The following is a 23,474-nucleotide window of genomic DNA, read 5'->3' as shown; positions in this document are numbered from 1 at the left end:
ACGGACTTTAGAAAAAAGTTGCGTTTACAGATATTTTTGATACTGTGCGATGCCCGACATTAATTCTTTGTAAATCAGGCGGGATTTTTGCAGAGACTCTTTGATTTCGTTGTTCATTGGCGGGAGATTTTGGAAAAGCTCAGAGAGGCGTTTTTCTGTCGGGAACACCAGCGAGGCGATTTCCTTGTACTCGGAGTGCAGGATTTTTGAGTCGATTTTTTCTAGCTCAGGAAGGAACTTTGCCGGAAGAGCGGATTTTATGCCGTCATCAGCGAGCCGGAATCCTTTTTTTGCGGTGGCGTAAAGTTCTTCAAGCCCAGATTTGAGATTTGTGAGGGCTGTGGTGAAGGGAGAGGGGGAAAGCCTTCCCCCTACAGTGCACTCCGTTGCACTGATACCCCTATCAGCGGGGCACATCCCCGCAACGCCCCTGTGAGCTAAGTTCAAAAATCTTTCTTTTTGCTCGGATTTTTCGTTCTGGTTGAGAATTGCGTCCAGGCTTGCGACCTGAAATCCTGGGATTTTCAGTGATTTTTTTGAGAGAGTGTAGCTTTTTATTGAGTTTTTGAATTCTTCTTGCTTGCTTTCAAACCACCAGGCGAACATTTTCATTTTGCTGTCGGTCAGAATTGGCTGTCCTTCGTAGTCTGATTCCCGGCTCATGCCTGCTCCAAAAAGAATCTGCGAGCCGAGTTTTTCAGCGGTGGAAAGCCTAGTGGATTTTGTGTGAATCGCTTCCTCGAAAGTTGAGCCTTTGATGTGAGTCTGCAATCTTGGGTAGCCCAAGTCCAGCCCCGCGCAGAAAATTTCTTTTGCTCCGATAAAACGCGCGAAATCCCATGCTGTCGTTGAGACTGAGCCTCCCGCAACAAGCTCTCCCTTGCTGCCGATTTGCTTTTCGATGTATTGCCCAAGCGGGAAAAGAGAAGCGCACATGACGATTTTTTTGCATTTAAAGCGGAAAACTGCGGGATAAGCCGCGCTTTCTGTAATCAGGATGCTGGAAGGGCTTTCGAGGCCTGCGATGTGGCGGTAAGCGTAATACTGCGGGTCAGCGAGAATTACAAAATCCGGCACGACTCCGGCTCGCAAACAGGCTCGCAAAGCCGTGTCCACAGCGATTAAAATTGCGCGTTTTTTTAATTCTGCAAGATGGGGCAGAGCTTCTTCGAGAGTTGGACCGGCCGCTAGAATTACGCACGGTAAATCTTTTGGGCAAGAATCTTTGTAAATATTCACGCCGTCAGTCTCTGCAAGAAAATGAAGGTTCCGGCAAGTGTTTTTGAGCCAGAGCTTTGAGAATTTTTCGAGCGTGGAAGCGTTTATTTCGACTTTTCGTTTGTTTCGTTCAATAAGCGAGCGGAGTGCCTGAAAGTAGTCGGCGGCGTGCTGGTTTTGCGCGGCATTTTCGGAAATTGCCGTGTGCTTAAGCCCTGCCGTGTGCTCAATCAGGCTCACAACGCTGTCGATTCCTGTTCCGAGCGCAATGATGAAATTTGCGTGCTTGAAAAGCGGTTCCCAGTCAACGAGAGAAAGTGCCGTAAAAAAGTATCGCGGATCACTTTCTACTATTATAATGGTGTCGTTCGGAAAAAGATTCGCATAGGAAATCGGAGCATAGCCAAGTCCGCATGAGAAAAAAGTGCATCCAGAACAATCTGGAACAGAAGATTTTGCCGCTTTTGCCGCCTGTTCTGCTTCACGGAGCGGATTGTATGCCGAGTGAAGAAATTTTCCGCCTTCTTTTGCCGTGGGGCAATTTGATTTTGACGGAAGAATTTCAATCGGTGCAAGAAGATGCTGTGGAATGTCGTCTGGTATGTCAGATTCAGTTTGAAGCGAGAACATTTTCGCTAAGCCTGGGAAACGGCTCATGAAAAGACGGAGATTTTTATTCCAGATAGAGTTCAATTTCCATGTTCTCCGTGATTGGCGTTCCTGCCGGAGGCTCCTGATTTTTAACCCAGCCGTCACCGTTGATTTTTATCGTGATATTTCTGTAATTCAATAATGGAAGAAGCTGCCTTTTTGAGACTCCACGGAAATCAGGTACAGTTCCTTCGAGGACGATTGGCTTTGTGCCTGCGATTGAGACTGAGCCTGGATGAGCCAAGCTTGAAGCCTTTCCTCGTGCCATACCGAGATGGTCAATTATTACATCGGCGGCCTTTGCGATAACAGGGGCTACGATTCGGCCTGCGTAAGTTTCGCCCTTTGCCTTTTCGATTACGATGTAGAGAATGATTTCCGGGTTTTCAATCGGGAAAATTGCCATACAGTTAGAAACGAAATCCGTTGTTGAGTACGCGCCTGTGTTCGGGTCTGCCATTTGGGCTGTTCCTGTTTTTACGCCGAGAGAAACGTCTTTGAGGTCTGCCCGGTGGCCTGTTCCGCTTGTGGCAACTGTTTCCATACATTCGAGAATGTAGTCCGTGGTTGATTTCGCAAAAACCCTGTCGCGCAAAACCGGCACATGAACGAATTCTTCTTTGCCTTCAAAATCCGTGATTTTATTGACGAAAGTGAGCTGGACAGGCACGCCGTCGTTTGCGATTGCTGTTGCGGCCTGAACCATCTGCAATGCGCTGACTGTGATTTCCTGGCCGATTGCAATGGTTGGTTTTGAGCGTGCTGACCAGAGGCGGTCGTTCGGATTCCTGAGAACGCCCGGAGTTTCGCCAGAGATTTCTGTGCCAGGCTTTTCACCGAATCCGAGCTGATGAAGTTTGGCAAGAAAAGGCTCTGAGTCAATTTTTTCGCTCATTTGGGCAAGCGCGTCATTGCATGAATATTTGAGTGCTTCGCGGGCTGTTTCCCATCCGTGATGGTCAAGACATGTGATTCGGATTGTCTCGCGGCCAGTTTTTTTGGAGAAAATGCCGTCGCAGAGGAAAATGTCTTTTGTGGTGATAGCCCCAGTGTCAATGAACGAGGCTACCGAGAAAATCTTGAATACTGAACCTGGCTCGTAACTGTCGCTCGCAGGCTTGTTCTTAAGCTCGGTTTTTGACGCGCTTGAAAAGTCGTTGAGGTTTGCGGAGGGCAAGCTGATGTAAGAAAGCACTTCGCCGGTTTTCGCTTCGGCTGCAATCAGCATCATGGATTCGGCCTGAGTGTCTTCCATTGCTTCGTGTGCGATTTTTTCAAGATTGGACTGCAAGTTTGCGTCGATTGTGAGATAAATATTTTTGCCCTGAACGACTTTTCCGGCTTCTTTTTGCGGCGGAAACAAAGTGTCTTCCATAGAATATTCGATTCCTGCTAGACCTTTGCCTTCTTTGCCGACAAAACCAATCAGCTGACTCGCAAGTTCGTTCTCCGGGTAAACACGCCCTTGCAATTTGTCAAATTTAACGACAGATGAAAAACCGTTGTGAGAGCAGGCTTTGCGCAATTCAGCGTAAGTGTTTGAGTCAATATTTTTTTTGATGTAGATGAATGAAGCGTTTTCTGATTTGGAAATGAGCGAGAGAATTGAAGATTCACTTTCGCCAATGATTGGTGCTATGACTTCTGCGAAATTTTCTTTGTTTTTGATTGACTGAGGAGATGCACCAAAGTCGTAGAATGCGGCCGGAACAGCCAGTGCCTTTCCGTTACGGTCAAGAATTGAGCCGCGCTGAACTTCGGCACGCTCCGTGAGTGGGGCAGGAGGCTCGGTGAAAGCAAAAAATCCGTATTCAACGATGACATAAGCCGACAAGAGGACTGCACAGACAATCAGAAAAATGAGAGGGCCTTTTTTGATGTAGCCGTTTACTTGCATAAAACCTTTCCAAGAATATTTCGCTCAGAGACGAAACCGTAAGTGCGGGAATCGACCGAAACTTCGTGATTATCCCCGATTGCGAGAATGTAGCCCTGAGGCACGCTGGCAGAATCTTTGAGATTGAGATATTGACTCTGACTCAAAGGAATCGAAAAATCCCCTGCCTTTAAAATATAATTATAATCGCTATCTGTTAAAATTTCTAGTTTATCTCCACCGAGCGCGACACATCTTTTTACAACTATTTTATTGTTATACAGGTAGATGACCACATCTCCTCGCTCCGGGCCTTTCCACTGGACTAAAAGTTTTTCACCGTAAGGCTCGCAGAGTCCGTAAGCACATTTTGAAACAAAAAGCCGCTCTCCGTCATTGATAGCCGGGAACATGGATTCGCCGGAAACCGTAAGAATTTCAAATACGAAAAGTTTGAGAATGAGTCCAAAAAGAAGCCCGATACAAACGATGAGACAGAGAATTTTGTTTTGGCGGGAGAATTTCACCCGCTCCGGAAGATTTTCCATGAAAATATTATAACGAAAATTTAATGGTTGTACGATAGACCGCAATTTTCTTATTTTGCCGTAACAGACTCAGAAGCAAGCTCTTCTTTGAGTGCAAGAACTTGCTCCAATGGGAGAGAGCAACAACGAGCAATTTCTTCATCAGAAAGTTTATTCAAGGAAAGAAAATTCTTCGCGTTGGCGATTTTGTTTGCTTCCGTTGCGTCTTCTGCGGCAATCCGCTTCTGCACTTCTATGAACTTATCCTGGTCCCATTCACCGAAAATCATGGACTGCTCCTCTTTGCTCAGATTGTTGAAGTAGTCGGTGAGCAACGGGCCTTGCCTGCACTTGTCCAGCGCGTACTTCGGCGGGTTCTTCTCACCTTTCCTCTTTCCTATTCTAGCATACTCCGTAAAATTTGAATATGCAAGTAACGCCTCGCATTTTTTGAGAATCGGGTGGTTCGCCTCTTTGTTGATGTTGTAGATTTTCACTGTCAGGTCGAGTGAGATGGATTCTGGCAAGGCTTTCAGCTCCGTAGATTCCTTGACATCCTTGAACGCGTCGGAAAGCTTCATGATTTTTTCCTGCGGATATGCCGCGTCGCCGTTGTAGAAGACATAACACTCAGGGCGGGGAAGCTTGATTTCCTTTGTGTTGTACTTGTCGTTGTCGGTGAAGAATCGGTTGTAGTGTGCGACCAAGTACTCCAGGCAGCGGAACGGCATGTTGTTGTTTATCGTGCTCTGGTGCTCAGCGAGCACGACGATGCTGCCGTTGATTTCCATCGAAACATCATTCTCGATGTTGTTGTAAACCACATTGTCCAACATGACGGGCTTGATTTCCACCTCGCCGATTTTGAAGTCCGTGTCGTGAATCGCGTTGTAGAGCGAAAGGAAATGCTCCTTCGCGTTCACATTGCGCCCGAACATGTTCACGAACAGCGAGCTTTTGTAGTCGCGCTTTTGGTTGTTTTCTTGATTTCTTTTCATAAACACTCCTGTATTTGTAAGCCTTATTTCTTACATATAGGTATTTCCAAATTTTTTGCATTTTTGGCAATGTAAATGAAAACTGGTCGGAAAAATCCAAAAAAAAATTGTGTCTGCTGCTGCGTGAGGGCGTGGAGCCACGCCGAAGGCGGCCACTGGACTGAGTGAGGAACGAAGTGACGAGCGAGGGAAGAGGCTGGAGCGAAAGCGAAATGGCGGAAGGCCCGACCCCGCGAAAGCGGGGGCACGCCCAAAAATAAAACTCCCCCATCCCTTATATTTATCACATAAAATTGGACAGAATGGATTTTGTGGTGTATTATTAAGATTATATTATAACTGCGCAAACCGAGCAAAATGCAAATAAACAGTCTCTTTCCGCGCTTGACGCTTATTTGAACCGCGTTTTCAAGCTGGCAATTCCGGCTCCGTCTATTGCCTCGGCGACTGAGGCCATTTATTTTACGGTGCTTAAGATTGCGGGCTGTTATCCCAAAATTCCGGCTGAATAACTTCTTCTAATTTTCTTAAATTCCGCTTTTTTTTCGCCGATAAAAGACTTATGGAGATAATTAGTTTTGTCGGTTCATCGGCGGCCGTTAAAAAAAGTTCATCCGGTAGTTTTACAATTCCTCGGCTGACTAAAAATGTCGCAAAAAATAGAGTTTTAAATTCTTCTAAGGGGGCGGTGTCTTCTTCTAGCTACACTGGCTTTGCTCCGTCTCTTGCTTCTCAGCCTGCGATTGCAATTGCTTTGGACAAAGCATACTCAAAAACTGAGCGGCAGTTTACTTTTGTTGGAATCACAAAAATTCTCTCCATTTTAGTGCTTTTTGCGGTTTTCGTGCTTGTTCCGTACACGATTTTCAATCTTCTTTCTTTTGTTGAGAATCACACGGCTCCGCTTGTCCTGGATGCAAGTTCCAATTATGAATTTGAGGCTTTGAGCGGGGCGATGTCACGCTTTGCTATGGTCGGATTGTCGGACAGAGTTGACGAAAACGGAAATGTTCTTGCTGAGGACGGCTCGGTTCTTACGGCTCAGAGCGTTGGAATCGGCGAGGCGGTGACTTTCCAGACTTACACCGTGCGCGCGGGAGATTCAATCAGCACGATTTCACGGAAATTCGGGCTTTCAAATATCTCGACTCTGATTGCTGTGAACGATATTTCAAATGTCCGCACGCTTCGTTCTGGGCAGAAATTACGGATTCCTTCTGTGGACGGCTTGGTTTACAAAGTTCAGGCCGGCGATACGCTCAATTCTCTTTCAGTAAAATATCATGTGAGTGTCGAGGAAATTCTTGATGCGAACGATCTTTCGAGCGAGACTCTTTCAAAAGGAAGTGAACTTTTCATTCCTGGCGCGAAAATGGATGCAAGCGAGCTGAAAAAGGCTATGGGCGAGCTTTTCTCATATCCGATTACAGCAAGCTGGAGGCTCACCTCAAAATTCGGGCCGAGAAAAGACCCGTTTACAGGCGTTGCTTCAAATCACACTGGAATCGACATGGCTTGTCCGACTGGCACGCCGATTAAGGCTGCGATGAGCGGAAAAGTTGTGTATGTCGGCTGGTCGAACATCTTCGGAAACTATGTGATTATCAATCACGGAAACGGATATCAGAGCTTGTACGGACACATGTCTCAGACTCTGGCGAAAAAAGGACAGGAAGTTGACCACAACACGAAGATTGGTCTGGTCGGCTCAACTGGCTATTCAACAGGCCCGCACCTGCACTTCACGGTTTACAAAAACGGAAATCTTGTTGACCCGCTTTCGCTCTTGAAAAAATGAGACTTCACGAATTGCATGAATTAGAAAAAAATCGTGTAAATTCGTGTTTTTATGTGATATAATACTTGTCAGAGGTTCGTTTATGGATTTTGTTTGCGTTTGTAATCATTGCGGAAAGACAATCGAGCGTGATTTCTTGTATTGTCCGTGGTGCGGCAAAGAAAACGCCGAACCAAGCGACAAAGCCGTCCTCGACAATGTTTTTGGCCAGCTCGAAAAAAAGCAGGCCAGCGACCGCTCTTCCCGAGTAAAGAAAATCGAATCAAAAATCGAAGAAATTGAACGTGGTTTAGACGGTTTCTTTGGTAAATAAAAAAGTCACACTGATTCGAGATTCCTACGGAATCTCTGTTTTGTGGTTTTGCGTAGCAAAATCGAATCTGTGTGGCAATATAATGGATTGCATGAACAGAAAGTTTGCGTTTTTATTATCAGCATTTCTCATTTCTAATTCCTCATTCCTCACTTCCCTTGCTGCTCAGGTCAAATTTGAAAATCCGCAGATAAATGCTGACAGCAAGTTTTTGTTCACCGTGAGTCACAATCTTGGCGGAACTATTCCTTATAAAACACTTTTTCTGGCTGATGCCACAAAGACCGATGCCACCAAAATCATCACCTGCTTTCCTGAGCGCATGGAAATGCTTGCGGGCGGCTCTGTACTTCAAGTCAGGAACCGCTACGGCTCAGCGCGATATTCTGTTGCCGATTCAACTTTGAGCTGGATTAGCCGCGAAGATTCAATTCCTGCCGATGCAAAGGCGATGCTCCCGCAGGCCGTAAGCCCCGACGGAAAATGGGCCTGCTATGTCAAAAAAACTGATGCCGCCACTGGAAAACTTTATCTCAAAAATATGTCCACGCTCGAAGAATTTCTTCTCAACGACAAATGTGACTTCGATTTTGATGAAGTTCCTGCAAAATGGGCTGGCGATGGAAGCGTGTTCGTATACGAAAAGGCGGGCAATCTTTACTTCGGCGACCCAAAGGCAGTTTATCAAAAAGTTCAGATGGACGAAGAATTCCGCAAAATCGGCGAGGGCACAATCAACTGCGTCACATGGGCTTCTTCAAAATATCTCATTTACATCAACCGGGATTTAGTCTACAAAATCAGCGCGAAAGAGCTTTACACCCGCACGCTTTATTCCCAGATGGTCGGAATCGGTATCGTAATCGGCAGACTACCGCTCGGATTCGATGGCCGCAAAGATAAATTCTGGGTCAACCCGCTCATAAATCAGATTGTAACAATCAATTCAAATTCTGTGATTTCAAGCTACCGCGTAAACGGAACGGCTTCTTCTTATCTTACAAGCGTTTATTCAAAGCCTTTCAAGGACATCAAAGGCTCGCCTGTTGATTATGACGTGTTTTTCTGCACGGACGGAAGTCAGATTCTCTGGGTCAATTTAATTGGCCTTGAGGACGGAAAGCGCAATTCCACGGTTTACAGGCTTTCCGATGAGCTTAAGGAACTTAACCGCGTCGAAAATGCAACGCACCCCCTTCTTTCTCCTGATGGCCGCAAGGTTGTCTTCGCTTCGCAAAAAATGGCTTACATCTACGATCTCGGCTCATGGTTCGAGCTTGGCAGGCTTTCCGGCGAGAATGTTTATTCTTATGTCTGGGGAAGCAATTCTCTTCTATATGTAGGTGGTGAATCCACTGTTCGCGAGTGGAAGCTTGCTGAGAACAACCGATTCCCGAACACTGGCCGGGTGCTTTTCCTTTCTGCGGCACAGGCTGCTTTCTGGAAACCGAATGCTGAGAACATCGTTTGTGCACAGAGCGCGAGTAACAAGGCAACTTTTTACGACTACGATTCTTTCAAAAATGTGTGGCAGGCGAGTGTCGAGGATTCCCGCACTTCATTCGAGTACATGAAAAAAGCCGAAGTTTCGGTCTATGCGGTTCAAAATGCAAAATATCGTGTTTACACGGGACTGACTGACAACAAGCTTTTTGAGAACGCCCTTTATATCCGAAATTTTGCAGGGAGCGGCACTTCTTACGCTGTTTACCCGGAAACTGTGAAGCCTGGCGATGAGCGCAAAAAAATTGCTTTGGTTTTCGATGCCTTGGACACAGCCGATGGACTCACGCACATTCTTGCGGTGCTTGCAAGCTATAACATCAAGGCGACTTTCTTTTTGAACGGAGAATTTATCCGCCGTTATCCATTGGAGTGCAAGCAGATTATTGAAAGCGGGCACGACTGCTGCTCCATGTATTTTTCTACAGCTGATTTGACCGAAAAGGGCTTTATCATTGACGAAGAGTTTATCCGCCGTGGTTTGGCTCGTAATGAAGATGAATTTTATGCGGCGACCGGGCGGGAACTTTCGCTTTTGTGGCACGCTCCTTTTTACAAGGCAAATGCGCAGATAAAAAAGGCTGGCGAGGCGAGTGGCTACCGTTACATTGAGGCAGGACGGCTTTCCTTGGACTCTTACACGCTCGAAAAGGCCGCGGACGGCAACAAATGGTATCTTGGAGCAAAAGATTTGGTCAAACTCTATGTCGATGCGGCTTCCCCGAACATGATTATTCCGATTAATGTCGGAATTTCTGACGGAACCCGCACGGATTATCTTTACGAAAAACTATCGCTACTGATTGGAAACTTCTTGGATTTAGGCTACGATTTTACTCTGGTCAGGAATATAAAATAAAAAAAGGAATTTTGTATGGCACAGAATACAATCGGAACAATTTTTAAAGTAACAACCTTCGGAGAAAGTCACGGAGCTGGCTTGGGCTGCATCGTTGACGGCGTTCCTGCCGGAGTCAAAATCGACGAGGCCCGCATTCAGGCCGCTTTGGACAGACGAAAGCCGGGGCAGAGTTTTGGCGGCAAGAACAATGCTTCAGTCACAGCACGCAAGGAAGACGACAAGGCTCAGATTTTGAGCGGAATTTTTGAAGGCAAGAGCGAAGGCACTCCGATTGGAATCGTGATTCAGAATACAAGCCAGCATTCAAAAGATTACGGAAACCTGGCTACGACTTTCAGACCTGGACACGCGGATTTTTCTTTCTATTCAAAATATGGCTTCCGTGATTACAGGGGCGGTGGCCGATCAAGCGGGCGCGAGACTGCGGCACGAGTTGCGGCTGGTGCAATCGCGCTCCAGGTGCTTGAATCTTTGGGCGATATCAAAATTACGGCTTACACAGAACGGGCGGCTGGCGTTTCTATCGGCAAAGTAGATTTTTCTGAGATTGAGCAGAATGCTCTGCGTGCGCCGGACAATGAAGCCGCTGCCAAAATGAACGAAAAAATCGAAGAAATCAGGGCTAACAAAGACAGTGCGGGTGGAATCATTGCCTGCCGTGTTTCGGGGCTTCCAGCTGGATTGGGCGAGCCGGTTTTTGGAAAGCTCGATGCCGAACTTGCCAAAGCGATTTTGAGCGTTGGTGCTGTCAAAGGAATTGAATTTGGAGCCGGTTTTGCTGCCGCAGATTTGACTGGCAGCGTAAACAACGACAATATGCGTGTTGCCAGTGACGGAAAAGTTAAATTTGAAAGCAACAATGCCGGCGGAATTATCGGCGGAATCTCAAACGGAAACGATATTTTCTTCCGTGTCGCCGTAAAGCCTGTTCCGAGCATTTTCCAGAGCCAGAAGACAATCAGCGTTGACGAGGCAGGCAAATACACTGACTGTGACCTCGTGATTGAAGGCCGGCATGATGTGTGCCTTTGCCCGCGAATTGTGCCTGTAATCGAAGCAATGACGGCGATTGTCCTTGCGGATTTGATGCTTCAAAACCGCGCAAGCCGAATCTAAAGTCTCCAGCTTACGAGTGCGCCCAACATTCGGCCGAATGGGTTTGCTTTTGCGTAGCTTCTGTCTGCTACCAAAGGCACTGTTTCCAAAACGGTATCGCCTAGTTTGTACTGAATCTGGCCGTAGGCTTTTCCCATCTCCACGCCGCCATATATGAACTTTGGAACATTTACCGTGGCAGTTACATTTTTTGCATCATCAAGGGCTGTCGGGCCGGAAATGTGCGGTACCGTGACAGGCATATTCCAGGCAGGAACAAGTTTTACGAATCCACCGTTAGTATTTTTTGAGCCAAGCGACGGAATTGCGTAGAATTCAGGAAGATTTTCCCGCGGATTGAAATCGGCGAAACTCTGGAAAGCCCATTCCATCATCTCTGTTCCGTCGTGAACCCTGCCAGCATTTCCTTGCTTTGTTCCGACACCAGTTCCCATCATCGTGACTGAAATATATCGCACGCCGTTTCGTTTTGCGGTGAGCGCGAGATTGTACCGGCTTTCATAGATGAATCCTGTTTTGATTCCATCGCAGCCTTCCATTACGCCCAAAAGCGGATTCGTGTTTTTCTGATAAATCGCGGAAGAATCGCCTCTGTCTTTTTGCCAGCTCGGAAGATTCTTTTGAAGCGGATATTTTATGCTTGGTGAGGAATGAAATTCTTCGACTGATTGCGGAAATCGTTTGATGTATTCACAGCAGAATGCTGCGAGTTCGCGAGCTGTAGTAAGATTGTTCTCGTCATAACCGCTTGGCTCGACAAAATGCGTGTGAGTAAGCCCAAGTGCCTCACATTCTTCATTCATTCTGGCGACAAAAGCCTTTGTGCTTCCAGAAATGTAATCAGCGACGGCGAGTGCGGCATCATTTCCAGAAGCAACCGCAAGGCCTTTTAAAAGCTCCCTTAAAGTGACTATCTGCCCCTGCCCCAGAAACATCAGCGAGGCATCGGACGGCATGTTGACAGCCCAACTTCGCTCCGGCAGTGGAACCACATCGTCAAGGGAAACCTTGCCTTCAGCGACGTCCTTAAAAACAATATACATTACAAAAAGTTTTGCGATGGACGCCGGAGGAATGACAGCGTCGGCATTTTTTTCATAGAGAACGCAGCCGTTTGAGGCATCAATGAGTATTGCAGAACCTGCCCAAACATCAAGATTTGCCTTTGAAACTGAATAAGGCAGTTCCTTTAAAATTGAAGTGCGTTTTTCCGGGTAAAGAGAATTGAGAAGCGCAGAAAATTCTCTTTCCTGATCCGTTGAGAGAGGACGAACATTCTCGATTTTTGTAAAAGATGAGGAATAGGAAATAAATGCGAAAAGCAGAGCGCAGAAAATGATGATTCCGAGAACAGAAAGTACGAAAGCCTTTCCGAATGTGGACATCCGCATAAAAGTCTTGAAAATATTCCCTAGTTTTTTTGATTCAGCTGATTTCTCTGATTTTTTTTGCTCAGCCGGCTTTTTTTTATTATTTTTAGTTTTTTCAAAATCTTCGTCTAAGTCTGAAATATATTTGATTTCCATGCTTAAAATTATAGCAAAAATTAAAAAAAAATTAAATTCCTAAGTTCCTTCATTTTTCCCGGTGATTGATTCACGCGATTTTTTTCTATTATAATATTCCCCATGTCTAAAGCACTTTTGATTTCATTTTTGGTTTCGATGGTTCCTTTGATTGAGCTTCGCGGCGCGATTCCTATTGGCGTGGGGATTTTTGCCGCTCAGAACATTGAGATGACTCCGTTTTCGCTCGTTCTTCTTTTTGTCACTTGCATGGTCGGGAACATGCTCCCGGTACCGATTATCTTTTTGTTCGCACGAAAATTCCTGGAATGGGGACAGAATCAAAAACTCATCGGCGGTATCTGCCGTTTCTTCCTCCAAAAAGGTCATCGTGGCGGTGCAAAATTGCAAGAAAAGGCGGGCAGGGGCTTGTATTTCGCGCTCTTTTTGTTCGTAGGAATCCCGCTGCCGGGTACTGGAGCTTGGACAGGCACTCTCGCGGCAAGTCTTCTCGATATGAACTGGAAAAAGACCTGTATCGCGGTAATCTCAGGCGTTCTTCTTGCAGGAATTATCATGATGTCGCTCTCGCTGATTGGAGCAGGCGTTGCGGGCGGCGTTTGAGCCCGCAGAGAGGGTGACGGAAAACGCGAAGCGTTTGTAGTCAGGGGGAGACTTCCCCCTTTATATTTTGTATAATTTCCGTATGTCACGAGAAATCGAACTCAAAGTTCCGCTCACTTGCGAGCAGTTTGACCGAATCGAAAAAATCCTCACCAAAAAAGAACAACTTTCTTCTATTAAAATACGCGGTTTGTCTCATATTCTCAAATCTGACGAATATTTTTCCCGCTACCACACTCACGAGGAACGGATTAAGAACAACGAGCTTCGTGTAATCAGGCTTCGCACCGAAAATGACGGAAATGGCGAAAAGGCATTTTTCTGCATCAAGCGAAAGTCAATCGAAAACGGCGTGGAGTTCAATTCCGAAAAAGAAACTTTTGTCGAGGATTCGGATGTTCTCCGTGCTTTTTTTGAGGCGAGCGGATTTATCAAATGGTTCGAGAAGAAAAAGGACGCGATTTCTGTTTACGCAACTCTTTCGGAAAAGCCGGATTTTGAGGCGCACCTGGAGCTTGAGAAGGTCAATTCTCTTCCGTATATTGAAATCGAGTACACAAAAGAAGATTTACCCGCTGACCAGGTTCGTGCCAGCCTGGAGCAGATTTTGCTTGCCCTCGGAGTTGACCCCAAAAAGAGGGATTCCCGCTCCTGGGCAGATATTTTGGAAAGTTGAAAGTGGAAAACGAAAAGTTGAAAATGATGTTGACTTTTTAAATTAATATGATATATTTGTGATAAAGGAAGCGCACCACAGCAATGTGGCTGAACCTCCGTAAGCTAATTGTTAGAAAAGCCTACTTGAGTGGAAGTCAGTGTAGGCTTTCTTTTTTTCTACTTGCTGTCTCTATCTTTTTTTGCGAGAGCCTTGCATATAGCAAAGACAAACGATACAACCGTAACAATAGTTGTCACAACTGTACAAAGAAGCATAATGCTTTCGTATCCTGTCAACGCAGGCCTCCTCGTTCTAATGAATTCGGAGGTTCAGCCTACCACCACCGTGGTGCAATTGTAATATACTATATAAATGTATAATTTACAAGTCTTGTTACTAAATCAATTCCATCAAATTTGAACAGCTTGTATCGCAGATTTCCAGAATCCTTTCCCAGTCTGTCAGCGGCGGTTCGGTCCGCTCTTCATCGCTTGCATCGTAGACGGCGCACACTTTGAAGCCTGCTTTGTGGGCTGTTCTGATTGCGTGGAGTGCGTCTTCAAAAACGACTGATTCTTCTGGTTTTGCACCGCATCTTCTTGCGCTTTCCTCAAAAATCAGCGGGCTTGATTTTGACGTGTTCAAGTCCAGGCAGGTAATGATTTCCTTGAAGTATTTTTCGCAGTCGAGGCGTTTCATGCAGGCAAGAACGCAGCTTCTTTCGGTGGCAGTGGCGAGCACGCAGGGGATTCCTTTTTCGTTCAGTTTTTCAAGGAATTCTCTTGCACCTTCTTTTAGTTCAAGGCTTTCAGCATAAAATTTCATGATAAGTTCTTTGACTTCCACGCCGATTTCTTCAATAGTTTTTTGTACGCCGTATTCATCAATAAAATACTGTGCTGTCTCAACCATGTTCAGGCGTTTTACGTTGTCCCACAAATCTTTGCGCGGGACTTTGCCAATGCTTTCGAGGTAACGGTCTGCGATTGTGTGCCACATTGGCATTGAGTCCAGAATCGTGCCGTCCATGTCAAAAATTGCACATTTCATGTTGTCTAAAATTGAATTTTTCATGGAGGAGAGTATAGCGTAAAACAAGGAAAATTTGTCAATGGAATTGGTTTATTTTTCTGCCTGACATACGATTTAAGTTTAGTAATGGTTATTTTTTGCTGAAAATATTATGCTTTTAGTTCTTCTGCTGCCGTGTGAATCATTGCTGTAATCGGTTTTAACAGTTCGGGCGGAAGAGACTCCAGTTCCAATGTAATATTTTTGTATTTTCGGTATATCTCAAAATCTTCATAAATATGCTGTTCTGGATTTGTGGAACTTGTTCCTGTTACTAAAAATTCCACAGTCGTGTCTAATGCGTGTGCCAATTTAACCGCAATTTCAGCATTTGGAATAATTGCACGACTGTCTAGATATGAATCAAGAGTTCTCTTGTTTATTCCTGTCAGAACAGATAATTCCTTTGTGCGTAAATCCTTATATTCAATTAAATCTTTAAGATTGTCCCTGAACATATCAGTAGAATACCATTATTTTGGTATAATTTTGTTGCAAAAACTAAAATAATAGTATACGATAAAAATGTAAAAATATTGGGATAATATAAGGAGAATGTTATGGACGAATTTGTTGAACGTTTGGCTGGAATCGGAATCCCCGCGTTGGTATTTCTTATTATCATGAGTACTACAGGATTAGTAGGTGCGGCAGCTATAACAGCTGCTCTGTCCTTGCTTGGTCCGGGTGGAATGATTGGTGGAATTATTACTTTGATAGTGATTGGAGCTGGTTCGTCACTAATTGCGAAGTATGGTTATTCTGCTATTATTATGGCAACTTGTAAAAAAATTATGCAAAAAGAAAACCTTACGGAAGATCAAATGTGTGAGAAAATTGAAAAATATCCAATTACAAAAGCATTAAAAGAAAAAATAAAAGCTAAAATTCGAGAAGCAACAAAACGGAGTGGTGAATAAGATGATAAAAGCAATAAGCTTTTTCAATGAAAAAGTTTATTGCTCTTTATATTAAAAACTTGGAGAAGCATATATGTCGGAAACATTGACAATCTATGATGTTTGTGAGGATACTTCAATTCGCGAAAAAGTTCATGATGCAGGAAAATTCTTGTTTCTTTCTTGGGGAGAAGGATTTTCTGATATAAAATATCGTTTGTATGGTTTTAGAGTTCAATATCCAAGTGGCGATATAAAATACTTTGAATATTTTAGAACTAAACTTGTATTTCGGAATAACCCGGTTGGTACTGGTGGAACGGAATTCCCTGAAAAAGAGGTAAATTCTATCAAACGGGCAAGTGTATTGCAGTCAATTATAAACGACTTAGAGCGGGATGGTTATTCTGTGATGGCAGATCAACTTTCATTATTTATGAATGACAAAATACCGATGCTCATTATTCAGAAGTAATAGCATAAAAAACTGGAGGGTAGAAATGAACTTGAAACCAGACATAATCGAAAAGAGTGAAAGTCTCATCGACAATATCAATGATAAAACACTGCCAGATATTCAAGCGACTCTCAAGAATGTGAATGAGATTTCTGGAAGAGTGAACAATGGTATTCTTACCGAAGTACAGAAAACACTTGAATATACGAACGAAATGATTTCAAGAGTAAACAAAATCCTGCCTGTGGTCGTTGTTGCTTTGAGTCTTGTTGCAGTCGCGGCACTCGGCACTTTTGCAGGTGTACTTGTGCTCTTGTTCCGATAATGCAGAAAGTCTTCTTACACCAACGCAATCTGCACTTTCTTTCCAAGCACGGCCGCAAAGCGTTCGAGAATTCCTATTGAAGTGTTGTGCGTAAAACTAAGTACATTATCAATGGCAGTGCGAGAAGTGTGCATTTTTTTTGCCATTGCGGACTTAGAGATATTCTGCCGCTTCATTTCTTCTTCCAGCTGGAGAGCTATGAGGCGTTTTGTTGCAAGTTCCTGTGCTTCCTCATAAAGCCCCTGTTCAATCATAAAATCGTCAAAATCCTGTCCGATGCCTTTCATTTGTTCATTTCCTTGAACAGTTTTAATCTGTTCTGCGCGGTTTCAAGTTCTTTCTGCGGGGTTTTTTGTGATTTCTTTACAAATCCATGAAGCAAAATCATAATATTTTCGGCAATTGTAAAGAAGATTCTGCAGATTCCATCCGTTATGGTCACTCTGATTTCCCACAAATCAGTCTCCATTTTTCTGACAAGTGGCAAACCCATCGGAAAGCCTTTTTGTACTTCAAATATTTTCGCACCGACTTCTCGTTTATCATCTCGCGAAAGAGTTAAGATAAAGTCTCTGCAAGGTTGATTTCCCTGTTCGGTTTGAAAAAATGCTGTAGCTAAAGGATGTTCTCTTTCCATACATTAGTTGTATATTATATTGTGCGATTTGTCAACATTTCTTTTCTTTGTAAAAATTAAGTGATACCTCTGATGTTTGTACGAAATAGTGCGAAGAGCGAAAAAAAAACGAAAGCCTCATCGACAACATCAATAACAATACTCTGCCTAAAATCCGATAATCTCAAGCGGGTGTTGCGGGCGGCGTTTGAGCCCGCAGAGAGGGTAGCGACCAACAAAGTGGGCGCGTAGGGAGAAACTTCTCCCTTCCTTCATATTAAATTGAATTTTTCATGGAAAAAGTATAACCTATTTTCATTAAACTTGTTTTATATTTTAGAATAAAAACTTGCAAGGAAAATCACAAAAATGATTGAAGTTTCACATCTCTCTAAACGCTTCGGCGAGTTCAAGGCTGTCGATGATGTCAGCTTTTCTATTCCGACGGGGCAGATTGTAGGTCTTTTGGGCCCGAACGGTGCCGGAAAATCAACCACAATGCGAATGATTACCGGCTTTTTTAAGCCGACCAGTGGCACAGTCCTTATCGACGGAATCGACATCACTCAAAATCCTGTCGAAGCCAAGCAGAAAATCGGTTACATGCCGGAGTCTGCTCCTCTTTATGCTGATATGATTGTTGAGGAATATCTTCGCTATGTGGCTCTCATGCAGAATCAAAATGCAGACGAAAAAATCCCAAAATTGTGCGAGGAATGTGGGCTCAAAGAAGTCATGCACAAAAATATCTCGGAGCTTTCACGCGGTTACAAGCAGCGAGTCGGCCTGGCTCATGCTCTCATGAATGACCCGGAAATCTTGATTCTGGACGAACCGACCAGCGGCCTTGACCCGAACCAGATTGAGGATGTCCGCTCTCTTATCCGCGAAATCGGAAAAACACGAACTGTAATCATCTCAACCCACATTTTGAGCGAAGTAGAGATGCTTTGCGGCAGGGTTATCATCATTTCAAAAGGCAAGGTTGTTGCCGACAGTCCTACAGCCGAGCTCCGCGAGCGATACGGACACTCAGAGACTGTCTACATTCAGCTTGACGGAACCGGTGAAAATGAAGCAAAAGAAGCAATTTCTTCTATAGATTCAGTAGATTCTTGCACAGTAACCGAAGGCGACAAGATTGAAGTGGCTCCAAATGCAATTTCACTTCTTGTGAGCGCAAAAGACGGCAAGGAAATCCGTCCGGAACTCTTCCGTCTGTGCGCAGGCAAAAACTGGACAATCTACGAACTGGCCGTCCGAAAGAACAGTCTCGAAGACATCTTCCACGGACTTACAGTGGAAGAAAAATAGTTCCTCACAGAGCTTGGGAGGACACAGAGGTATTTGATTTTATGAAAATATCTCTCTGTGAACTCTGTGCTCTCTGTGAGAAATTTAAAACATGGAGTTTTTATGAAACAAACTTGTTCATCAATCGTAATATTCAAGCGCGAAATAAAAGCGTATTTTGCAAGTCCTATTGCTTACATTGTTACGGGGCTTTTTTTGCTGGCTTCGGGATTTTTGTTCTTTAATACATTCTTCCTGAATAATCGTGCCGAGCTGAGGCAGTTCTTCGGGCTTTTGCCGATTGTGCTTTCTTTCTTTATTCCGGCTCTCACCATGCGTCTTCTTGCCGAAGAAAAACGAAGCGGTTCTTACGAGACTTTGCTCACTCTTCCTGTTACAGAAGTTGAGATTGTCCTTGGAAAATACCTTGCGGCTTTCGTGGCAGGGGCAGTGATGCTTGTTCCGACCCTTTTCTATGCAATCACATGTTTCATTTTCGGAAAGCCGGATGCAGGTCCGATGATTGGTGGTTATCTTGGCGCGCTCTTTTTGATTGCTTCTTTTTCTGCAATCGGTTTGTTCGCTTCAAGCCTTACCAAAAATCAGATTATCGCTTTTTTCATTGCATTCGCAATCTGTATCGTCATCACTCTGATTTCAAGCTTCTTGATTTTCATGCCTGCAAGCGTTGTTACATTCTTCAATTTCTTCTCTGCAGAATCTCACTTCGAGTCAATTTCACGAGGAATCATTGACTTGCGAGACCTTGTTTACTTTATCTCGCTTACAGCTTTGTTCTTCGTTTTGACCGTTGAATCTCTTAAATCAACAGGGGAGGCTCGCTAATTCTTATGAAAAAGTTCATCAATTACCTTAAAAGCCCGAAGAGCGACTTCTTTTTGTTCGTTCTTCTTTTGATTTTCGCCAATCTGGTCGTTTCACGCTCTTATTTCCGAATCGACCTCACGTCCCCAAAGTCTTACTCGCTTTCAAAAGGTAGTGAGCAGGTTGTAAAAACTTTGGAAGAGCCACTTTCGGTCAAAGTCTTCTTCAGTGACAACTTGAATGCACCTTATTCAAGCGTTTATCAGTATATTAAAGATATTCTGGTTGAGTACAAGTCGGCTGCCAACGACAATTTCAGCTATGAATTCGTTGACATGAAAAAGCCTGAAAACGAGCGCCTTGCCAGCACTTACGGCTTGAACCAGATTCAGATTCAGGAACTCAAAAACAATGAAGTCGGAATGAAGCGCGTCTGGATGGGAATTGTTCTCCTTTACGCAGACCGAATCGAAACTTTGGACGCACTCACTTCAACAGACGGCTTGGAGTACCGAATCACCACAACAATATCTAACATGGTTTCAACTACAAGCGCACTTTCAGGACTTTCTGGAGAGGTAAAACTCACTTTGTACGCTTCAAAAAAACTTGCTGATTTCAAAATCATTGGTTTCTCTCAGATGGAAGATGAAATCCGCTCAGCTTTGGCCGAAGTAAACAAAAAGAACAAGAATCGAATTTCTTTTGCTTCTATTGATCCTGCTCCTGCTGAAATCCCGGAGCTTGTTGAAAAATATGGAATCCAGAGCCTCAACTGGAACGACCCGAACCTCGGAAGCGGAACTGGAGCTGTCGGCCTTGTGCTTGAATACGGCGAAAAAGCAACTCTCTTCCCTGTAAAAATGTCACGCGATTTCTTTGGCCGCAATATGATTACAGGCCTTGAAGATTTGAATGTTCAAATTGAAGAAAGCCTTAAGTCAATCGTTTCAAAATCACAGGAAATCGGCTACATCACAGGTCACGGCGAGCTTGAACTTGAAGGACAGTCTCAGTACGGCCAGCCTACACAGTCAGTTTTTGCTAAACTCCTTTCAGACCGCTACACTCTCAAAGAAATCAAACTTTCAGAAGAAGAAATCCCGCAGAAATATGCGAGCGTAATCATCAATGGCCCGAAATCTTCATTCACAGACGAGGAACTTTATAAAATCGACCAGTATGTTTTGAAGGGCGGAAATCTTCTTGTTTTCGTTGATCCTTTTGAAGAAAAACAGTCAAATCCATATTCTCAGCCGACTTATGAACCTGTAAACACAGGCCTCGAAAAGAATCTTGAAAAATTCGGCGTTGCTGTCGGTAAAAAATATGTTTACGATTTGAACTGTTTCAGCCAGACCGATCGTCAGTATGGAAAGATGAATTTCTACATCGCTCCGATGATGCAGAAAAACACTCTCGAACAGAAAAATCCGATTACAAAAAATTTGGGCTATGTGATTTTCTTCCAGAACGCACCGCTTGATATTTCTGCCGCAAAGAAAAATTCGAACGCAAAGGTCACGGTTCTTGCAAAATCTTCAAAAGAATCATGGACAGTTGACTCAAACATCAGCCCGGATCCGCGCTTTATCTCCGTTCCGAGCGACAAATCAACAATGGCGAGCGAAAATCTTGCTGTTTTGGTTGAAGGCAAATTCTCTTCTGCTTTCAGCGGAAAACCGGAATCAAAAACAGCTGAGGGCGAGAATGTCGAGAAAAAGGCTGAGGCCGACAATGCACAGAGTTCAATTTCTTCAAACGAACATTTGTCAAAATCAGTTCAGAATTCAAAAATCATCGTAATCGGAAGCTCTATCTTGGGCGGTGCTACAATTCCGATGTTCAACAACGCACAGCTTCTGGATGCTGAAGGAAATCAGCCGGTCTCAATGTTCATTCGTAACGCTGTTGATTATCTTAACGGTGAAGAAGATTTGTGTACGATGCGCACGAAAGGCTTGTCTTTGAACACTCTCACTGTAAAAAGCGTTGCGGCTTCAACCGTTGCAAAATACTTCAACGAAATTGGCCTTGTTGTGATTGTAGCTGTTTGTGGACTTCTTGTATTGCTCAAAATTAAAGCCAAAAAACGGGCAATCCGAGAGCGATACAATCCGAATGACAGCAGGATTGAAAAATAAACCACAGATTAACACAGATGTACACAGATTAGCTATGCATGATATACGAAAATCTATCGTGTAAGATGAAAGACCTTCGATTTAGAAAATATATAATCTGTGAAAATCTGTGACATCTGTGGTTCTATAAAAAGGAGTTTATTATGAACAAAAATATAAGACTTAGAAAACTGATACTATCTGCTGCTGTGGCTGTTCTTGCTTTGATTTACATCGTGCAGCTGATTTCTGGAAGCCGCTCCAGCGCAAAGAATTTTGTGATTGACAAGACTTTTGACACGATTGAGATTTCTTCTTCTGAAAACGGAAATGTCAGCCTCAAACGATACGGTGATTTTTGGAAAGTAAACGACGAGGAAGCTGATTCTGCAAAAGCGAAGTCAATTTCTGATGCGCTCATTTCAATCAAAACTTTGAGCGTGATTTCAAAATCATCAAGCGAGGATGCAATCGAACGATACGGATTCACGGATTCGCAGAAAATCACTGTAAAAGTAAGCGACAACGGAAAAGAATATCTTAACCTTGAAATCGGAAAAGATGCGGTTGGCGGTCAGCAGAACTACATCCGCATAAACGGAAAAGGCGAAATCTACCTTGCAAGTGGTGCTTTGCGACAGAAGTGTTCCGTCAAGGCAGAAGACCTTAAAAAGCCGGTCGAAGAGCCTAAGCCGGAAAAAGCCCCGGCCTCTGAGACAGCTGCTCCAGAAGTTGCTCCGAGCGTGTAAATAATTGATTTTTGAAAGCCGTTCCTTTTTGGGAGCGGCTTTTTTACGCTTGATTTGCAAAATATTCTCAAATTTGATGTAGTCGATTCTTGAAAAAATCACTATATTTATTCTGTTAGGAGTTTAAAATGGCAAAAAAACTTACCCCAATGACATTGCTCTGTGGTTATCTCGGCGCAGGTAAAACCACATTGCTTAATAAAGTTCTCAACAATCAGGAAGGCTACAAGGTCGCTGTTATCGTAAATGATATCGGTGAAGTCAATGTTGATGCAAAATTGATTGCTGATGGCGCAAAAATCACTGACACAAGCGACATCGTTCCTCTTACAAACGGATGTATCTGTTGTACACTCAAGAGCGCACTTGCTCAGAATATCGAAAATCTTATCAAGACTGGCAAATATGATTACATCATGATTGAGGCTTCTGGCGTTTGTGAGCCAATGCCAATCGCTCAGGAACTTGAATTGATTAAAAATGGCAAGCTTGACAATGTTGTAGGCGTTGTTGATGCAGCCCGCCTTGTTGACGAATTTGCTGGCGGAGACAAACTCCTTGCCAAAGACAAAATCGGCGAGGAAGATATTGAATCGCTTCTGGTTCAGCAGATTGAGTTCTGCTCAACTCTCGTAATCAACAAAAAGGACTTGGTAACAGAAGATCAGTTCAAGAAAGTCCGCAAAGTTATCGAAGTTTTGCACCCAGGTGTAAAAATCATCGAGACAAGTCACGGTGATGTTCCAGTTGCAGATATTCTTGCTACAGGAAGTTTCGATTTTGAGAGCGTCTATGCTAGTGCAGGCTGGTGCAAACAGCTTGAAGAAGGCGAAGTTGACGATGATGACGAGGACGAACACGAACATCACCATGATCACGACCACCCGGAACACGGAGAGGAAGGCCATGTCTGTGACGAGCACTGTGAACACCACCATGACGATGATGATGATGATGACCATCACGAAGGACACGACCACCACCACCATCACCACGAGCACAAACATGACGGAGACAGCGGTGCCGATGAAGACGAGTACGGAATTGGAACATTCATTTACTACCGCCGTAAGCCGTTTGACCGCCAGAAGCTCGACGAATATGCTAACAAATGGCCTCGCAACATCATCCGTTGCAAAGGCTTGCTCTGGTTCAGCGATGAAGAAGAAATGGCTTATGTCTTTGAGACAAGTGGACGACAGATTCAGGCCGGCTACTCAGGACAATGGATTGCCTGTGCTCCAAAAAAAGAGCAGGAAGAAATCCTTGCTTCTAACCCACAGATTAAAAAAGAGTGGGATGAGACTGTCGGCGACCGCATGGTAAAACTCTGCATCATCGGTCAGAATCTCGACAAAAAACAGATTTCCGCAGAACTGGACGCTTGTCTGGCATAAGGCAAATGTAGAAAATTAGTTCTACTTAGATAAAAAATGACCAATGGGACGTAGATGAAAATTAAGGGGG

At 44.2% G+C, this 23,474-nt stretch carries 23 protein-coding genes; 14 read left to right on the top strand and 9 right to left on the bottom strand.

All coding sequences use genetic code 11. The features are described from left to right. Positions 1-24 precede the first annotated feature (24 nt). From IJJ71_RS07470 to IJJ71_RS07455, 4 genes are read right to left on the bottom strand one after another with little or no spacing between them, the layout of a single operon-like run. On the bottom strand, positions 25-1,911 hold the full coding sequence (locus IJJ71_RS07470) for a motility associated factor glycosyltransferase family protein (protein ID WP_296846203.1): 1,887 nt from the start codon (positions 1,909-1,911) through the stop codon (positions 25-27). Then, on the bottom strand, positions 1,892-3,766 hold the full coding sequence (locus IJJ71_RS07465) for a penicillin-binding protein (RefSeq protein WP_296846202.1): 1,875 nt from the start codon (positions 3,764-3,766) through the stop codon (positions 1,892-1,894). The genes IJJ71_RS07470 and IJJ71_RS07465 overlap by 20 nt, the downstream gene beginning before the upstream one ends. Continuing rightward, positions 3,757-4,293, bottom strand: coding sequence for a signal peptidase I (gene lepB / locus IJJ71_RS07460; protein ID WP_296846201.1), 537 nt, complete (start codon positions 4,291-4,293; stop codon positions 3,757-3,759). Before lepB ends, IJJ71_RS07465 begins: the two co-directional genes overlap by 10 nt. A 50-nt stretch (positions 4,294-4,343) precedes the next feature. Continuing rightward, a complete protein-coding gene (locus IJJ71_RS07455; RefSeq protein ID WP_296846200.1) occupies positions 4,344-5,270 on the bottom strand; it encodes an Rpn family recombination-promoting nuclease/putative transposase in 927 nt (308 codons plus the stop codon). Positions 5,271-5,832: 562 nt separating this feature from the next. Between IJJ71_RS07455 and IJJ71_RS07450 the strand changes: the two genes are divergently transcribed. The 4 genes from IJJ71_RS07450 to aroC all read left to right on the top strand — a co-directional run bounded on the left by IJJ71_RS07450 (position 5,833) and on the right by aroC (position 10,862). Beyond that, positions 5,833-7,068 (top strand): peptidoglycan DD-metalloendopeptidase family protein, encoded by a 1,236-nt coding sequence (locus tag IJJ71_RS07450; protein ID WP_296846199.1) that lies wholly within the window; start codon positions 5,833-5,835, stop codon positions 7,066-7,068. 82 nt (positions 7,069-7,150) lie between these two features. Further along, positions 7,151-7,381, top strand: a complete 231-nt coding sequence (locus IJJ71_RS07445) for a zinc ribbon domain-containing protein (RefSeq protein ID WP_296846198.1) — start codon at positions 7,151-7,153, stop codon at positions 7,379-7,381. Between the two features lie 91 nt (positions 7,382-7,472). Beyond that, a complete protein-coding gene (locus IJJ71_RS07440) occupies positions 7,473-9,743 on the top strand; it encodes a polysaccharide deacetylase family protein (RefSeq protein WP_296846197.1) in 2,271 nt (756 codons plus the stop codon). A 15-nt stretch (positions 9,744-9,758) separates the two neighbouring features. Further along, positions 9,759-10,862, top strand: a complete 1,104-nt coding sequence (gene aroC / locus IJJ71_RS07435) for a chorismate synthase (RefSeq protein ID WP_296846196.1) — start codon at positions 9,759-9,761, stop codon at positions 10,860-10,862. On the opposite strand, the gene IJJ71_RS07430 is transcribed toward aroC, so the two are convergent. Next, on the bottom strand, positions 10,859-12,388 hold the full coding sequence (locus tag IJJ71_RS07430; protein WP_296846195.1) for a D-alanyl-D-alanine carboxypeptidase family protein: 1,530 nt from the start codon (positions 12,386-12,388) through the stop codon (positions 10,859-10,861). The genes aroC and IJJ71_RS07430 overlap by 4 nt on opposite strands. 102 nt (positions 12,389-12,490) lie before the next feature. Here IJJ71_RS07430 and IJJ71_RS07425 point away from each other — a divergent pair, with 102 nt between their 5' ends. Together IJJ71_RS07425 and IJJ71_RS07420 are read left to right on the top strand one after the other, a co-directional pair. Next, positions 12,491-12,991, top strand: coding sequence for a COG2426 family protein (locus IJJ71_RS07425; protein WP_296846194.1), 501 nt, complete (start codon positions 12,491-12,493; stop codon positions 12,989-12,991). A gap of 82 nt (positions 12,992-13,073) precedes the next feature. After that, positions 13,074-13,667 carry a CYTH domain-containing protein gene (locus tag IJJ71_RS07420; protein ID WP_296846193.1) on the top strand — a complete coding sequence of 198 codons (594 nt, stop codon included), beginning with the start codon at positions 13,074-13,076 and terminating at the stop codon, positions 13,665-13,667. Between the two features lie 378 nt (positions 13,668-14,045). Here the strand turns inward: IJJ71_RS07420 and IJJ71_RS07415 are convergent, their stop codons facing one another. Continuing rightward, positions 14,046-14,723 (bottom strand): HAD family hydrolase, encoded by a 678-nt coding sequence (locus IJJ71_RS07415; protein WP_296846192.1) that lies wholly within the window; start codon positions 14,721-14,723, stop codon positions 14,046-14,048. A gap of 107 nt (positions 14,724-14,830) precedes the next feature. Beyond that, positions 14,831-15,178, bottom strand: coding sequence for a helix-turn-helix domain-containing protein (locus IJJ71_RS07410; protein ID WP_296846191.1), 348 nt, complete (start codon positions 15,176-15,178; stop codon positions 14,831-14,833). Positions 15,179-15,280: 102 nt separating this feature from the next. On the opposite strand from IJJ71_RS07410, the gene IJJ71_RS07405 reads away from it, so the two are divergent. The 3 genes from IJJ71_RS07405 to IJJ71_RS07395 all read left to right on the top strand — a co-directional run bounded on the left by IJJ71_RS07405 (position 15,281) and on the right by IJJ71_RS07395 (position 16,401). Continuing rightward, entirely contained in the window at positions 15,281-15,640 is a 360-nt protein-coding gene (locus IJJ71_RS07405) for a hypothetical protein (RefSeq protein WP_296846190.1), read from the top strand. Between the two features lie 73 nt (positions 15,641-15,713). Beyond that, positions 15,714-16,094 (top strand): hypothetical protein, encoded by a 381-nt coding sequence (locus IJJ71_RS07400; protein ID WP_296846189.1) that lies wholly within the window; start codon positions 15,714-15,716, stop codon positions 16,092-16,094. 25 nt (positions 16,095-16,119) lie between these two features. Then, on the top strand, positions 16,120-16,401 hold the full coding sequence (locus IJJ71_RS07395) for a hypothetical protein (RefSeq protein ID WP_296846188.1): 282 nt from the start codon (positions 16,120-16,122) through the stop codon (positions 16,399-16,401). A gap of 14 nt (positions 16,402-16,415) precedes the next feature. Here IJJ71_RS07395 and IJJ71_RS07390 read toward each other — a convergent pair whose 3' ends face one another. Continuing rightward, entirely contained in the window at positions 16,416-16,688 is a 273-nt protein-coding gene (locus tag IJJ71_RS07390) for a helix-turn-helix domain-containing protein (protein WP_296846187.1), read from the bottom strand. Then, positions 16,685-17,038, bottom strand: coding sequence for a type II toxin-antitoxin system RelE/ParE family toxin (locus IJJ71_RS07385; protein WP_296846186.1), 354 nt, complete (start codon positions 17,036-17,038; stop codon positions 16,685-16,687). The genes IJJ71_RS07390 and IJJ71_RS07385 overlap by 4 nt, the downstream gene beginning before the upstream one ends. A gap of 348 nt (positions 17,039-17,386) precedes the next feature. Between IJJ71_RS07385 and IJJ71_RS07380 the strand changes: the two genes are divergently transcribed. From IJJ71_RS07380 to IJJ71_RS07360, 5 genes are all read left to right on the top strand, one after another. After that, positions 17,387-18,331: an ABC transporter ATP-binding protein gene (locus tag IJJ71_RS07380; RefSeq protein ID WP_296846185.1), complete on the top strand. Its 945-nt coding sequence runs from the start codon at positions 17,387-17,389 to the stop codon at positions 18,329-18,331. Between the two features lie 102 nt (positions 18,332-18,433). After that, entirely contained in the window at positions 18,434-19,156 is a 723-nt protein-coding gene (locus IJJ71_RS07375; RefSeq protein ID WP_296846184.1) for an ABC-2 transporter permease, read from the top strand. Positions 19,157-19,161: 5 nt separating this feature from the next. Further along, positions 19,162-21,279 (top strand): GldG family protein, encoded by a 2,118-nt coding sequence (locus IJJ71_RS07370; protein WP_296846183.1) that lies wholly within the window; start codon positions 19,162-19,164, stop codon positions 21,277-21,279. 143 nt (positions 21,280-21,422) lie between these two features. Continuing rightward, on the top strand, positions 21,423-22,007 hold the full coding sequence (locus tag IJJ71_RS07365; RefSeq protein WP_296846182.1) for a DUF4340 domain-containing protein: 585 nt from the start codon (positions 21,423-21,425) through the stop codon (positions 22,005-22,007). A gap of 128 nt (positions 22,008-22,135) precedes the next feature. Beyond that, the gene (locus IJJ71_RS07360; protein WP_296846181.1) at positions 22,136-23,404 is read left to right on the top strand and encodes a CobW family GTP-binding protein; all 1,269 of its coding nucleotides are present in this window, start codon (positions 22,136-22,138) and stop codon (positions 23,402-23,404) included. Positions 23,405-23,474: the final 70 nt, after the last annotated feature.

This window comes from Treponema sp., assembly GCF_017430385.1.
Taxonomy (GTDB): Bacteria; Spirochaetota; Spirochaetia; order Treponematales; family Treponemataceae; genus Treponema_D.
This window is presented reverse-complemented; position numbering and strand designations above follow the sequence as displayed.